At 57.3% G+C, this 14217-nt stretch carries 12 protein-coding genes; 9 read left to right on the forward strand and 3 right to left on the reverse strand.

The genetic code is table 11. From position 1 onward, the window contains the following. Positions 1-95 precede the first annotated feature (95 nt). Together glmS and AC0J4F_RS16890 are read left to right on the forward strand one after the other, a co-directional pair. On the forward strand, positions 96-1922 hold the full coding sequence (gene glmS / locus AC0J4F_RS16885) for a glutamine--fructose-6-phosphate transaminase (isomerizing) (protein ID WP_473024097.1): 1827 nt from the start codon (positions 96-98) through the stop codon (positions 1920-1922). Between the two features lie 2 nt (positions 1923-1924). Next, complete coding sequence (locus AC0J4F_RS16890) at positions 1925-2362, forward strand: GNAT family acetyltransferase (protein WP_473024098.1); 438 nt, start codon at positions 1925-1927, stop codon at positions 2360-2362. Between the two features lie 26 nt (positions 2363-2388). Here the strand turns inward: AC0J4F_RS16890 and AC0J4F_RS16895 are convergent, their stop codons facing one another. After that, complete coding sequence (locus AC0J4F_RS16895) at positions 2389-2781, reverse strand: YbaN family protein (RefSeq protein WP_286189874.1); 393 nt, start codon at positions 2779-2781, stop codon at positions 2389-2391. Positions 2782-2923: 142 nt separating this feature from the next. Here AC0J4F_RS16895 and AC0J4F_RS16900 point away from each other — a divergent pair, with 142 nt between their 5' ends. Both AC0J4F_RS16900 and AC0J4F_RS16905 read left to right on the forward strand, forming a co-directional pair. Further along, a complete protein-coding gene (locus AC0J4F_RS16900) occupies positions 2924-3661 on the forward strand; it encodes a DUF502 domain-containing protein (protein ID WP_208326669.1) in 738 nt (245 codons plus the stop codon). Between the two features lie 120 nt (positions 3662-3781). Next, positions 3782-5095 carry an MmgE/PrpD family protein gene (locus AC0J4F_RS16905; protein ID WP_473024099.1) on the forward strand — a complete coding sequence of 438 codons (1314 nt, stop codon included), beginning with the start codon at positions 3782-3784 and terminating at the stop codon, positions 5093-5095. On the opposite strand, the gene recG is transcribed toward AC0J4F_RS16905, so the two are convergent. Beyond that, complete coding sequence (gene recG, locus AC0J4F_RS16910) at positions 5092-7194, reverse strand: ATP-dependent DNA helicase RecG (protein WP_473026444.1); 2103 nt, start codon at positions 7192-7194, stop codon at positions 5092-5094. The genes AC0J4F_RS16905 and recG overlap by 4 nt on opposite strands. A 215-nt stretch (positions 7195-7409) precedes the next feature. Between recG and AC0J4F_RS16915 the strand changes: the two genes are divergently transcribed. The 3 genes from AC0J4F_RS16915 (at position 7410) to AC0J4F_RS16925 (ending at position 11854) form a co-directional block, all read left to right on the forward strand. After that, positions 7410-7727 (forward strand): FAD assembly factor SdhE, encoded by a 318-nt coding sequence (locus AC0J4F_RS16915; protein WP_133947307.1) that lies wholly within the window; start codon positions 7410-7412, stop codon positions 7725-7727. A gap of 19 nt (positions 7728-7746) precedes the next feature. Continuing rightward, on the forward strand, positions 7747-11232 hold the full coding sequence (gene mfd / locus AC0J4F_RS16920) for a transcription-repair coupling factor (protein WP_473024100.1): 3486 nt from the start codon (positions 7747-7749) through the stop codon (positions 11230-11232). 91 nt (positions 11233-11323) lie between these two features. Next, entirely contained in the window at positions 11324-11854 is a 531-nt protein-coding gene (locus AC0J4F_RS16925) for a DUF2867 domain-containing protein (RefSeq protein WP_473024101.1), read from the forward strand. Positions 11855-11879: 25 nt separating this feature from the next. Here the strand turns inward: AC0J4F_RS16925 and AC0J4F_RS16930 are convergent, their stop codons facing one another. Next, complete coding sequence (locus AC0J4F_RS16930; RefSeq protein WP_473024102.1) at positions 11880-12536, reverse strand: protein-L-isoaspartate(D-aspartate) O-methyltransferase; 657 nt, start codon at positions 12534-12536, stop codon at positions 11880-11882. A gap of 125 nt (positions 12537-12661) precedes the next feature. Between AC0J4F_RS16930 and AC0J4F_RS16935 the strand changes: the two genes are divergently transcribed. Together AC0J4F_RS16935 and pdhA are read left to right on the forward strand one after the other, a co-directional pair. After that, complete coding sequence (locus AC0J4F_RS16935; protein ID WP_473024103.1) at positions 12662-12997, forward strand: FtsB family cell division protein; 336 nt, start codon at positions 12662-12664, stop codon at positions 12995-12997. 179 nt (positions 12998-13176) lie between these two features. After that, the gene (gene pdhA, locus AC0J4F_RS16940) at positions 13177-14214 is read left to right on the forward strand and encodes a pyruvate dehydrogenase (acetyl-transferring) E1 component subunit alpha (protein ID WP_209175528.1); all 1038 of its coding nucleotides are present in this window, start codon (positions 13177-13179) and stop codon (positions 14212-14214) included. The last annotated feature ends 3 nt before the right edge of the window (positions 14215-14217 follow it).

A 14217-nucleotide genomic window follows, 5' to 3' on the forward strand; every position in this document is an offset into this window, starting at 1 on the left:
ACTTTCTGAAATAAGCTTTGATTTCAATTTGCCACGCCGCCTCGTCTAAACCGGGGCGGACGATTTGGTTTGGGTAATGTGAGGAACATAACTGCATGTGCGGGATTGTTGGCATTTTGGGCGGGGTTGCAGCGGCGCCGAGGCTTGTGGATTCGCTCAAGAGGCTGGAATACCGCGGTTATGATTCTGCCGGCGTTGCAACGCTCGTTGGCGGTGAACTTCAGCGCCGCCGTGCGGAAGGAAAGCTGCGGAACCTTGAAGCCGCGCTTGAAAAGACACCGCTGGAAGGCTCCAGTGGCATTGGTCATACGCGTTGGGCAACGCATGGCGCACCAACCGTCAGCAACGCCCATCCGCATCAGGCAGGCAGCGTTGCGGTTGTCCATAACGGCATCATCGAAAATTATCTCGACTTGCGCGATGAGATCACCGCGGCCGGTGCGGTCCTTGACACGGAGACCGACACGGAAGTCGTTGCGCATCTTTTGAATTTTGAGATCGCAAAGGGGTTTTCGCCGAAGGACGCGGTTGCCGCAGTCCTTCCCCGTCTCAATGGAGCGTTCGCACTCGCCATTCTGTTCGCTGGTGAAGACGATCTTCTGATTGGGGCCCGCAAGGGATCACCGCTCGCTGTTGGTCATGGTGACGGTGAAATGTTCCTCGGCTCTGACGCAATTGCCCTGTCGCCGTTTACCGACCGGATCACATATCTGGATGAGGGCGACTGGGCTGTCCTGACCCGGACGTCCTGCGAGATTTTTGATGCCGCCAATCAACCCGTGTCACGGCCGGAGGCGCGCTCATCTGTCACCGCTGCTCTGATGGACAAGGGTAATTACAAGCACTTCATGGCCAAGGAAATCCATGAGCAGCCGGAAGTGCTCGGTCATACCTTGTCCCGTTATCTGGATTATGGCGCGCAGTCTGCCAAGGTGGCGGGCGCTGACAAGATGAAGTTCAAGGACCTGTCCCGTCTGGTTATTTCCGCCTGCGGCACGGCGTATCTTGCCGGTCTTGTTTCCAAATACTGGTTTGAAAAATACGCAAGGCTGCCGGTCGACATCGATATTGCGAGCGAGTTCCGCTACCGCGAAACGCCGATGAGCGACAAGGACAGTGCGCTGTTCATTTCCCAATCCGGAGAAACAGCCGATACGCTGGCCTCGCTCCGGTATTGCAAGGAGCAGGGGGCTGCCATCGGTGCTGTCGTCAATGTGCCGGAAAGCACGATCGCCCGCGAATCAGATGTGGTGTTCCAGACGATCGCGGGTCCAGAAATCGGCGTTGCCTCAACTAAGGCGTTCACTTGCCAGCTGGCTGTCTTGGCCGCACTTGCCCTGCAGGCCGGTCGGGAACGCGGTGTGTTGACTGTAGAAGACGAGAAGAAGCTTGTGGCGGAACTCACCGAAGTTCCAAGCCTTGCGCTGAAGGCGCTTGCCAGCGAACAGGCGATTGAAAAACTGTCGCAGCCGCTGTCCCAGGCGACGAACGCGCTGTATCTCGGCCGGTCGACCAGCTTCCCGCTTGCGCTCGAGGGCGCGCTGAAGCTGAAGGAACTCTCCTACATCCACGCGGAGGGTTATGCGGCTGGTGAACTGAAGCACGGTCCCATCGCGTTGATCGACGAGAACATTCCCGTTTTCGTTATCGCGCCCTATGATCGGATTTTTGAGAAGACCGTCTCGAATATGCAGGAAGTGGCCGCCCGTGGTGGCCGCATTATTCTCATTACCGATGAAAAGGGCGCCGCAGAAAGTGGAAACGCTGCGCAGGACACAGTAATTCTACCGGAAATGTCGGATATCGTTGCGCCGATCATCTACGCCCTGCCGGTTCAGATGATTGCGTATCATACGGCCGTTTTCATGGGCACTGATGTCGATCAGCCGCGCAATCTTGCCAAGTCGGTCACGGTCGAATGACCATGCCGGATGCGAATAAATCCGACATCGTCCTGTTTAAAGAACAGCACCGCCAGGATGTCATCGCGCTTTGGAAAAAATGCGGTCTGGTGCGCGCCTGGAATGATCCGGACAAGGACATTGACCGGTGTCTCAGTGTGGACGCCTGCCGTTTGTTTGTGTTGATCAAGGACCAGACAGTCATTGGCTCGGTGATGACCGGTTACGATGGCCATCGTGGCGCGGTCTATTATTTGAGTGTCGATCCAGCGCACCAAGGCGGCGGATATGGACGCAAACTCATGCAGCAGTGCGAAGACTATCTGACCGGCCTTGGCTGCCCTAAGATCAATTTGTTCGTACGTAAAGACAATGACGCCGTGCACAGGTTCTATGGGGACATGGATTATGCGCTTGAAACGTCGGCAGCCTTCGGAAAACGTCTGATCCCGGACGACTGATGCACGCCGATGGCTCGCGATGAGCGTTACATCGAGTCCGCGCCCTGGTCCTTGGGAGCTGGGCCAGACGGACGGGACACAACATAGATCGCGCATCCGATCATACCCACCGCGACTATAGCTGCGAGCCAGAGTTGCGGTGCAGTGCCCCAATAAAACAGAGCATACCCGAAGCACATTCCAGCTATGGCATAGAGCTTGGCATTCAAAGGGATGGCGCCGTGTTCGCGCCAGGAAATGACCGGCGGTCCAAACACGGGGTGATCGAGGATCTTTTTTTCCAGCCTCGGGGAAGATCTTGCAAAACAAGCGGCTGCAAGAATGAAGAAAATCGTGCTGGGCAGAATCGGCAAGAACGCCCCAACGATGCCCACCGCGACGCAAGCCAGTCCGAGTATGATGAACGTGGTGCGGTGCAATCGTGCCTCCGATTCCGGCAGAAACTGCGGTCAAAGCCGAAAATTAATTCAAGCGCAGGATACCGCGCTGCGATAAAGATACTTATCTAGCTGGTGGCTGGATGCAAAATGGAAACTCACAAACGATGTTCAGGTTCCGCTCATGAGCAAGCACAAACATAATGCAGATGATGAGCATTTGGTAGCCCACCGCCCCAATGCCGCAACGCGTGTCCGGAACTATTTTCTGACAGGTCTCGTGATCACCGGTCCGATCGGCATCACGTTGTGGTTGACCTGGACGTTCATCAAGTGGGTCGACAGCTGGGTCAAACCCTTTGTCCCGCGGGTCTACAATCCGGAGACCTATCTGCCGTTCTCGATACCTGGTTTCGGTCTGATCGTTGCAGTGGTTGTCCTGACGATCGTGGGGTTCTTGGCGGCCAACTTCCTGGGCCGCAGTTTGATCTCTTTCGGCGAGCGACTCGTCGATCGGATGCCACTTGTTCGTAATATTTACAGTGGCTTAAAACAAATCTTTCAGACAGTACTTGATCAGCGTGGGACGAGTTTCAACAAGGCTGCCTTGATTGAATATCCACGGAAGGGTCTGTGGGCGATTGTGTTCATCTCCACAGACACCAAGGGCGAAGTTTCCTCGCAGCTGAAGAACATGGCAGATACCGTGTCTGTTTTCCTGCCTACAACGCCGAACCCCACATCCGGTTTCTTGCTGTTTGTTCCCAAAGAAGACGTCATTGAATTGAACATGAGCGTTGAAGATGCGGCCAAGCTGGTCATTTCGGCCGGGCTTGTGAGCCCGGATTATCCCGAATATGTGGAAGATCTGGTGGTCGATCCGAAACAGGCAGAGCGCCTGAAAAAAGTCGAGAAAGTCTAGGAAGCCAGCTTCTACGGTGGGTTTGGAACAGACACCGGCCAATACTCCGAAAGCTTTCCAAGAGGTATGCCATTCGGCTAGGGTGAGGGCCTGCTTTATGTTCCTCCCGGACAGTTTCGAATGCCCTTTATCGATGACCTGATTGCCTTCTCAGCGCAGCCTGCTGCCGATTTGCCGACATCGGCAGTCCAGTTGGCGAAGTTCTCCCTGCAGGATTGGTTGGTTTGCGGCAGGTCCGGGGTGGAAGAACCGGTGGCGAAAACACTACGCGGGTTTGGTGCAAACGAAGGGGGCGTTCAAACTGCCTCAACATTTGGCGGTTCCAAGATGCCGCCAAGAATGGCCGCGCTTATCAATGGTGCTGTCAGCCACGCGCTGGATTATGACGACACCCATTTTTCCCATGTTGGCCACCTGTCGGTCGGCATCTATCCTGCGGCACTTGCTGGCGCCGAGGACGTTGGTGCCACCTTGTCGGATTTGCTGGCAGCGTTTGTTATTGGTGCGGAGGCCGCGATCCGCATTGGCACGGTTCTTGGAACTGCGCACTACAATCTCGGTTTTCATCAAACAGCGACTGCTGGCGCATTTGGAGCTACGGTCGCAGCTGGCCGGCTCTATGGTCTGTCGTCAGAGCAGATGCGGGCGGCGATTGGGCTTTGTGCAACACGGGCATCCGGGCTGAAGTCGCAATTCGGCACGATGGGTAAGCCCTACAATGCCGGGATCGCTGCCTCCAACGGTGTTGAATGCGCCCAGCTTGCGCGCCTTGATATGACATCTTGCGACGACGGATTGATGGGACCGCAAGGATTTGTGGAAACGCATAATCCCGAAAACCTGCCAAGCGAGGCGGTTTGGGATCAGGGATCTGGAAACCGGCTTCTGCTTGAAGACAACAAATACAAACTGCACGCCTGCTGTCATGGCTTGCATGCGATGATCGAAGCGCTTTTGTTGGCAAAGGACGCTGGCGTGACCTTTGACGATATTGCTGAATTTGTATTGAGAACCAATCCGCGATGGCTGAAGGTTTGTGACATCAAACAGCCGCGCACGGGGCTTGAGGTCAAGTTCAGCTATGCTTGGCTCGCCGGCATGACCCTGAGGGGCGACGTCACGGGCGCACCAGGCACGTACACAGATGCATTGGCGCTGGATCCGGCCCTGGCAGCATTTGCTAAGAAAGTGACGGTGATTGGCGACGATACCCTGACTGACTTGCAAGCCGAGGGCATTCTGACGTTTAAAAACGGGGAGACTCGCCAAGTGTCCTTCGATCTTGCAGCGCCGCTGCCAATGGAAACCCTGGAAGGCAAACTACGGTCCAAGGCGCAAGCTTGCCTCGGTCAAGAAGGCGCTGACATCTGGTCAATCCTGGACCAGTTGGACCAGATGAATGCGCGTGAGATAGGAAGACTTGTCTCCGGCTAACCAGCCCGCAGCAATTGGATCGCGGCATCGCGGCCGAAGAGATAGAGCAGGCAGCGCAGCGCCTCGCCGCGTTTTGATTTCAGGTCCGGATCCGTTTCAAGAATGAGCCGCGCATCGTCGCGGGCGACTTCCATCAAATCGGCATGTTCATCCGCCCGGGCAATCCGGAAACCCGGTGTCCCGGACTGACGTGTGCCGAGGATTTCCCCGCCGCCGCGCAGACGCAGGTCTTCTTCCGCGATCAGGAAGCCATCGTTGGTCTCGCGCATGATGTTGAGACGCGCACCGGCAGTTTCCCCAAGCGGGCCTTTGTAAAGCAGCACGCAAGAGGACGGCTTGTCGCCGCGACCGACCCGGCCGCGCAGCTGGTGAAGCTGGGCGAGACCAAAACGCTCGGCATGTTCGATGACAATGATCGTGGCATCAGGAACATCGACGCCGACCTCGATCACGGTGGTTGCGACCAGAACCCGGGTGCGGCCGGATTTGAAATCGTCCATCGCCGCGTCTTTTTCGTCCGCGCTCATCCGCCCATGCACCAGCGAGACCCGTTGGCCAAGCGCATGTTCCAAGACCCGGTGCCGGTCTTCCACGGCCGCCAGATCGATTTTTTCAGACTCTTCAACGAGTGGACACACCCAATAGACCTTTTGGCCCTCCCGGGTCGCAGCGCCCACGCGTCCGATGATCTCATCGAGCCGGTCCAGCGAGACTGACACGGTCTTGATGGGCTTTCGCCCGGCCGGCTTGCCGAGGAGTTTGGAGACATCCATGTCGCCGAAGCACGTCAGAACGAGTGTGCGCGGGATTGGGGTGGCTGTCATAACCAGCACATCGACGCCGCGCCCCTTAGCGGACAGCGCCAGACGCTGGTGCACGCCGAACCGGTGCTGTTCGTCCACGACCACCATGCCGAGGTCCTTGAACGTCACCGAGCCTTGGAACAAGGCGTGTGTGCCGACAACCAGGTCGATCTCGCCCGCATCCAGCTTTTCCTGAAGCAGGCGGCGTTCCTTTTGCGTGTCCTTGCCGGTCATGAGCGCCAGTCGGATCCCGGCCTTCTCGCAGATCGGGGCCATAGACGCAAAATGCTGACGAGCCAGGATTTCGGTCGGGGCCATCAGGCCGCCCTGGGCGCCGGTCTGTATGACTTGCGCGAGCGTTGCCAGCGCAACTACGGTTTTACCGGCACCAACATCACCCTGCAAAAGCCGGAGCATGCGGGTGGGCTTGGCAAGGTCCGCGTTGATGTCCTTGATCGCGTCTTTCTGGCTGTCGGTCAGCTCAAAGGGCAGGGCGTTGATGACGGCCGCCTGCAATCTGCCGTCCGGTTTGCGTTCAATCCCCCCGAGCGTGCGCATGTTGGCCCGCACCAGCGCAAGTGCAAGCTGACTTGCGAGCAGTTCGTCATAGGCAACCCGCTGCATGTATGGGGATTGAGGCTCGACATCCTGCCGTTCTTTCGGGGCATGAAGGGTTTTCAGCGCTTCGGCAAAGTCCGGCCAGCCTGTCTGGTGCAGGTACGGTTCATTCAGCCACTCCGGCAAATGAGGGATCTTTTCAACGGCTGCCTTCATGGCCTTTTGCAGCGTCTTGGAGGCAAGGCCAGCGGTTAGCGGATAGATCGGCTCGATCGGTGGCATCTGATCGGCTTCTTCCGGAGACACTGAATAGTCCGGATGCACCATCTGAGGCCGGTCATTGAACCATTCTACCTTGCCTGACACGATCCGCCGTTCGCCTTCCGGAAAGGTTTTTAGAAGCCAGTCCTGACGGGAATGGAAGAAGACGAAGGTGATCTGGCCTGTCTCGTCATAGGCGGATATGCGGTAGGGCGCCTTGGAGTGCCGCGGCGGAGCAGAATGCCGCCCGATGGTGACATCCAGCGTGACAATGTCGCCGTTTTCCGAATAGGCAATTCCCGGTTTATGACGCCGGTCGATCAGGCTGTGCGGAATGTGAAACAACAGATCGGCAACCGTCGCCTCCCGGTCCGGCTGACCACCGACCAGTCCTGCGACCAATTTGGCGATCTTCGGACCGATCCCGGGCAGCGTGGAGACGGGAGCAAACAGCGGATCGAGGACCGGGGGACGCATGGAAGGTGGTATACCTTTGTCAGACAGCGGCGAAGCGGGCGGAACCTGTTCTGCCATGAAGATTGGCTTTAGTGCAACAATTGGAACATTCTGTGAACTTGGCCGCTGACATCCCGCAAGTTGGGCGCTATATAGTCGCCAGTTTTCATTCGATCCGGTAAGGTGATAGGCCATGCGTCTGTCTTTTCTTCTGGTTCCAGATCCGAAGGTTCTCCATGTCCGATCATCCGAGTGCGACCAATGACAATGAAACCGGCAGCCGGGATGCGCGGCGCAAGAAGATCCTGTTTCGTTGCTGGCACCGGGGCATGAAGGAAATGGATCTGCTGCTCGGCGGGTTTGCGAACGCCAAAATTGATGAACTCAATGAAGACGAACTACGTGAGCTGGAGCATCTTCTGACCGCGCACGATCAGGATCTTTATGCCTGGATGACGGGCCGCAAGCCATTACCTGCAGAATGGGACGGCCCGCTCTACCGCCGGATCATTGCCTATCATGAAGCCGCTGGACCGGCCGGCTTTGTAAAATAAGAATAAAAGGACGGTTTTCGTGTTCGACAGCCTGTTGAAGGACCAGGCCAATGTGACATTGGCTGGCGTGCCCGATGGTGCGGAAAGCTATGCGCTTGCGCGCTTGCTGGCAGAAACACCCGCCCAAGGGCTGGCGCTGGTTTTTGTTGCCCGCGACGCGACACGCATGGCGATGATCAGCGAGGCTCTCGGGTACTTTGATCCAGCAGCCGAGATCATACAGCTGCCGGCCTGGGACTGTCTGCCCTATGACCGTGTCTCGCCCAATCCGGCGATCAGTGCCCGCCGTCTTCTGGCGCTTGGCCAGCTTGCGCGTGGCATCGAGGAGGGGCGCAAGGTTCTCCTGGTTACAACTCTGAATGCTGCCGTTCAGCGGATCCCGGAACGGGCATTCATGGCCGAACAGACTTTGTCCATGGCGCCAGGCAATCAAGTCGATATGGCCGCGATCTCCAAATGGCTGGAGATGAACGGATTCTCCCGCACGCCAACCGTGCGCGAAACCGGTGAATACGCGGTGCGCGGCGGTATTGTCGATCTTTTTGCGCCCGGTGAAGAAGAACCTGTCCGGCTTGATTTTTTCGGTGATACGCTGGAATCAATTCGCTCTTTCAATCCAGAAACCCAGCGGACCTCCAAACAACTGAAACGCCTCGATCTCGTCCCGATGAGCGAGGTGGTTCTGTCTGAGGAAAGCATCTCCCGGTTCCGCCGCTCTTATCTGGCAAGTTTTGGCGCGGCGAGCCGCGACGATGTGCTCTACCAGTCCATCAGCGACGGGCGCCGTTATGCGGGCATGGAACACTGGTTGCCGTTGTTTCATGACAAGCTGGAAACCCTGTTTGATTTCATCGGTGACACTCCGGTCGTGCTGGATGCCAGCAGCGCGGATGCCGTGCGTGAGCGGCTTGACCAGGTTGCTGAACACTACAAGGCCCGCGAGGAAGCCCGCGAGATGGGTTCGGGAGCCGGCACAGTGCCTTACATGCCTGTGCCACCAGAAAAGCTGTATTTCACCCAGGACGAATGGATGGTAGCGCTTGCGGACCGGGCGACGGCAACGCTTGATCCTTTCACGCCGCCGCCGGGCAGCGGCAAGACCGTCATCGAACTGGGCGGCCGCCAGGGACGCAGTTTTGCGGCAGAACGGACGGACGGTGACGTCAATATTTTTGACGCTCTGACGACCCATGTCCGAGAGCTTCAAAAAAGTGGCAAGCGCACTGTCATCGCCTGCTGGTCGGACGGGTCTCGGGACCGTCTCGGTCAGATCCTCGGTGATCATGGTCTCGGCGCGGTACAAAATGTCGAGACGCTGGACGAAACGGAAAAGCTTCCTGCCAAGACTTCTGCACTGTGTGTCCTGGGCATTGAGCACGGGTTCGAACTCTCTGATATCGCGTTTATCGGCGAGCAGGACATTCTGGGTGACCGGCTTGTGCGCAAGTCCCGCCGCAAGTCCAAGGGCGCCAATGTCATCACCGAGGCGACCGGATTGTCGGAAGGCGATCTTGTAGTTCATGTGGAGCACGGCATCGGACGCTTCATCGGTCTGAAGACCGTTGAGGCCATTGGCGCACCGCATGATTGCCTTGAACTGCAATATGCAGGCGGCGACAAGCTCTATCTGCCGGTTGAAAACATTGAGCTCTTGTCCCGCTACGGCTCTGAGGATCAGGAAGCGCAGCTCGACAAGCTCGGTGGTGGGGCTTGGCAGGCGCGCAAGGCCAAGCTCAAGAAACGCATCCTCGAGATTGCCGACGGGTTGATCAAGACTGCGGCGGAGCGGGCGCTCAAGACGGCACCGGTGGTGGAAACGCCGGAAGGGGTCTACGACGAGTTTGCCACCAAGTTCCCTTACGAGGAAACGGACGATCAGCTGAACGCCATTGATTCCGTCTTTGAGGATCTGGCCTCCGGACGACCCATGGACCGGCTGGTGTGCGGTGATGTCGGGTTCGGCAAGACGGAAGTGGCGCTGCGCGCCGCGTTCCTTGCCGCCATGTCCGGCCGTCAGGTTGCCGTCGTGGTGCCAACCACGCTGCTGGCCCGGCAGCATTTCAAGACGTTTTCGGAGCGCTTTCATGGACTGCCGATCAATGTCGCCCATGCCTCCCGGCTCGTACCGACGCGCCAGTTGACCCAGACCAAGAAGGGCATTGCCGACGGATCCGTCGACATCGTCGTTGGCACCCATGCGCTTTTGGGAAAATCCATTCAGTTCCGCGATCTTGGACTGCTGATCATCGATGAAGAGCAGCATTTCGGGGTGAAGCATAAGGAGCGGCTGAAGGAGCTGAAGTCGGACATCCACGTTCTGACGCTGTCCGCGACACCGATCCCGCGAACCCTGCAGCTGGCGCTGACCGGTGTGCGGGAACTTTCGCTGATCGCAACACCGCCGGTGGATCGTCTGGCGGTGCGGACTTTCGTCTCTCCGTTCGATCCGCTGGTGGTGCGCGAAGCCTTGCTGCGGGAACATTACCGGGGCGGCCAGAGCTTTTATGTCTGTCCGCGCCTGTCGGATATTGCCGAACGCAAGGACTTCCTGGAAGAGGCCGTCCCTGAGCTGAAAGTCGCCGTTGCGCACGGGCAGATGCCGCCGGGCGAGCTGGAAGACGTCATGAACGCCTTTTATGAGGGCAAATATAACGTTTTGCTGTCGACGACGATTGTGGAATCCGGTCTTGATATCCCAACCGCAAACACGCTGATCGTGCACCGCGCCGACATGTTCGGGTTGGCTCAGCTTTATCAGCTCCGCGGTCGGGTTGGCCGGTCGAAAACGCGCGCCTATGCACTCTTTACCGTTCCGGCGAACAAGACGCTGACGCCCACCGCCGAACGGCGCCTGAAAGTGTTGCAATCCCTTGAAACGCTTGGCGCCGGGTTCCAGCTGGCCAGCCACGATCTGGACATTCGTGGAGCGGGCAATCTTTTGGGCGATGAACAATCCGGGCACATCAAGGAGGTCGGGTTCGAGCTCTATCAGCAGATGCTGGAAGAGGCAGTTGCCAAGCTGAAGGACGGCGGCGCGGATTTCGGCGAGGAGCAATGGTCGCCGCAGATCAACATCGGCACGCCCGTCCTGATCCCGGAAGATTATGTTGGCGATTTGCAACTGCGGCTACAACTCTACCGGCGTCTCGGTGATGTGACCGAAGCGCAAGAGATCGACGCCTTCGGCGCCGAACTGATCGACCGCTTTGGCCCGATGCCGGAAGAGGTCCAGCACCTCCTCAAGATCGTCTACATCAAGGGACTGTGCCGCAAGGCGAATGTCGAGAAGGTGGATGCTGGTCCGAAAGGCGTCGTTGTGTCCTTCCGCAACAGCGAATTTGCGAACCCGGCAGGCCTTGTGTCCTACATCGCTGAGCAGGGTGTGCTTGCCAAGATCAGGCCGGACCAGAAAGTGGTTCTGACCCGCGACTGGGAAAACACCGACAAGCGTTTGAAGGGCACAGCCACGATCCTGACCAAACTGGCGCGCCTGGCAGCGGCTTGACGGGCGCGGACATTGCGGCACTATGTCCGCAGTGTTTTTCTGAAGAGCTGATAAGGTCGCGGCCTCGACAACATTTAGCGGAGTGCGTCAGATGAGTGCCGCCGCCAGCCTTCCCTTGGACAGTCACCTTAACGCCTATCACGCCTCAAAAGACTTCATGGATGTCTACAGCGGAGATTTGACCGGACGGCCGGATCTCATCGAGTGCGATATCCGCGTTTTTGCCAGGCACATGACCATGATCGACATGCCTTGGGCGCAGAGTTTGTTGAAACTTCGCGACCGCCTTGCAAGAACTGTGAACCTCAAGACTACAGACGATTTGGCAAACGAAGCACCGCCGAAACCGCTTAATGAAGTTGGGCCGGGAGACCGGATCGCGTTCTTCAAGGTCTATGAGGTGCGGGAGAACGAAATTCTTCTTGGCGAGGACGACTGGCATCAGGATTTCCGACTTTCAGTCTTCAGGCAGGTGAAACCAGACCCAAAGGTTTTCATTTCAACGTGCTGCAAGCGGCACAATCTCTTCGGCTATGCCTATCTCGCGGCAATCCTGCCGGCGCACAAGATGCTCGTGAAACAGAGCATTGACAACGCGTTGGATCGGCCACTGGCTCACTGACTGCAGGCGATTTATCGCTGATGCTCTACGAGGTTTCCTCCCAACCTTCTTCGCCGATCAGCGGCACGAAAGTGACATCGCCCAGAGTTTCGGATGAGAACTCCGTCTCGGACTGCCGCGTGATCCGCAACAGGTGTTGATGGTGGCGGGACGGACCGATTGGGATCACCAGCCGACCCCCGATCGTAAGCTGGTTCTTGAGTGTGCCGGGCAAGGCCGGGCTGCCGGCTGCGACCATGATGGCGTCGTAAGGCGCTTCTTGCGGATATCCAAGGGTGCCGTCGCCGCAATGGATTTCGACTGTCGGATAACCTGCGCGGATCAGATTGGTCTTTGCGAACTCGTCAAGCTCAGACTTGCGTTCGATACCTTTGACCGTCGCGCCCATCTCGGCCATGACGGCGGCTGCGTATCCCGAGCCTGTCCCGATATCGAGAACGCGGGATCCCGGTTCGATTCTCAAGGCCTCACACATTAGGGCGACGATATAGGGTTGAGAAATCGTCTGCCCAAATCCGATTGGAAGCGGGCGATCCTCATAGGCGCGGTTACGGCTTTCAAACGGCACGAACAGGTGGCGCGGGACTTTTGACATAGCCGCTAGGACCGCTGCATCAGATATGCCGCGCGAACGAATTTGCCGATCCACCATAGTCGCGCGTTCTTCGTGATCGTCTCTCATAGTTCTATTCTTCAGGAACCGGGGATGGTTGCAAGTTTAAGAACTGCATCAAGACTCTATTAAGTCTGAATCGCCATAGTAGCCGAACGAAGAGGCCAACAGTTTTAGCGTTCAAGGTCCAAAGAGTGCCCCGAGCAGCCACACGTCAGCGAAAAGAATCCTTCCTGCGCCGTCTGATCACCCCTGCGCTTGCTATTGCGGCGCTTGGCTATTTCGGCTTTCATGCCATGAATGGTGAATTGGGTGTGGTCGGACGTGCCATGATCGAGCGCCAGGTTGCCGAACTTGAGGGCGAATTGCAGATTCTTGTCGCCGAGCGCCAGGAACTTGCAGCCCGCGTCAGTTTGCTGCGGCCGGAAAGCCTCGACCCGGACATGCTGGATGAGCGAGCCCGGCTCTACCTTAATCTGGTGCATCCAGATGAGCTGGTCGTGCTGAAACCGCAAGCTGTCGCTCAATAAACCAAAATTCAGTTGAATTCTGCGACTTAACCAATATTTGGTTACGTAAAAAATAGTTTTAATAAATCATAGATATAGCACCTCATCGCACTGCGAGATTGCCATGTTGGATTGCCCTTTCATCCGGGATACGTTTCTGTAACCTGTCTTAGGGGAAACGTCACACCGAGTTGAGGGAAATGGCAGCAGCGAAGAAGACCAGCGCCGGCACCAGCCGGACCCGCAGTTCCGCCAAAAAGGCCGAACCTGCGATCGCCGAGTTCACCAAGGAAGAGGAACTTCACGCCTACCGCGAAATGCTTTTGATCCGCCGCTTTGAAGAAAAGGCCGGACAGCTGTACGGCATGGGCCTCATCGGTGGTTTCTGTCACCTTTACATCGGCCAAGAAGCGGTTGTCGTTGGCATGCAGATGGCCAAGATCGATGGCGATCAAATGATCACGGCCTACCGGGATCATGGTCACATGCTGGCGATGGATCTCGACCCGAAAGGCGTTATGGCCGAGCTCACAGGACGCCGCGGCGGCTTGTCAAAAGGCAAGGGCGGCTCCATGCACATGTTCTCCAAGGAAAAGCACTTCTATGGTGGCCACGGGATCGTCGGTGCGCAGGTGTCGCTCGGAACCGGTCTCGGCTTTGCCAACAAATATCGTGAAAACGGTAATGTCTGCATGACCTTTTTCGGCGATGGCGCCTCCAACCAGGGGCAGGTCTACGAGAGCTTCAACATGGCCGAGCTCTGGAAGCTGCCGGTCATTTACGTGATTGAGAACAATAAATACGGCATGGGCACCAGCGTTGAACGCTCATCCTCCATGACAGACCTGTCGCAGCGCGGCGCATCCTTCAACATTCCGGGCGAGAAAGTCGACGGCATGGATGTGCGCGCCGTGATGGCAGCCTCCAAAAAGGCGCTGGAATGGTGCCGTGACGGAAAAGGCCCGTACATTCTTGAAATGGTGACATACCGCTACCGCGGACACTCCATGTCTGATCCGGCGAAATACCGGTCCAAGGACGAAGTTCAGAAAATGCGGACCGAGCACGATCCGATCGAACAGGTTCGCAAGCGTTTGCTCGACAACAAGTGGGCAACTGAGGACGATCTCAAAGCAATCGACAAGGACATCCGTGCCCGCGTCGCGGAAGCTGCCGAATTTGCACAGACCGATCCGGAGCCGGACGCGTCTGAACTCTACACCGACATTTTGCTTTAAGGC

This window comes from Roseibium sp. R5 (assembly GCF_055755305.1).

Excerpts from the sequence above, each read along its gene's own strand:
- glmS (WP_473024097.1), top strand. The coding sequence starts at position 96 with ATGTGCGGGATTGTTGGCATTTTGGGCGGGGTTGCAGCGGCGCCGAGG.
- AC0J4F_RS16890 (WP_473024098.1), top strand. The coding sequence starts at position 1,925 with ATGCCGGATGCGAATAAATCCGACATCGTCCTGTTTAAAGAACAGCAC.
- AC0J4F_RS16900 (WP_208326669.1), top strand. The coding sequence starts at position 2,924 with ATGAGCAAGCACAAACATAATGCAGATGATGAGCATTTGGTAGCCCAC.
- AC0J4F_RS16905 (WP_473024099.1), top strand. The coding sequence starts at position 3,782 with ATGCCCTTTATCGATGACCTGATTGCCTTCTCAGCGCAGCCTGCTGCC.
- recG (WP_473026444.1), bottom strand. The coding sequence starts at position 7,194 with ATGCGTCCCCCGGTCCTCGATCCGCTGTTTGCTCCCGTCTCCACGCTG.
- AC0J4F_RS16915 (WP_133947307.1), top strand. The coding sequence starts at position 7,410 with ATGTCCGATCATCCGAGTGCGACCAATGACAATGAAACCGGCAGCCGG.
- AC0J4F_RS16925 (WP_473024101.1), top strand. The coding sequence starts at position 11,324 with ATGAGTGCCGCCGCCAGCCTTCCCTTGGACAGTCACCTTAACGCCTAT.
- AC0J4F_RS16930 (WP_473024102.1), bottom strand. The coding sequence starts at position 12,536 with ATGAGAGACGATCACGAAGAACGCGCGACTATGGTGGATCGGCAAATT.
- pdhA (WP_209175528.1), top strand. The coding sequence starts at position 13,177 with ATGGCAGCAGCGAAGAAGACCAGCGCCGGCACCAGCCGGACCCGCAGT.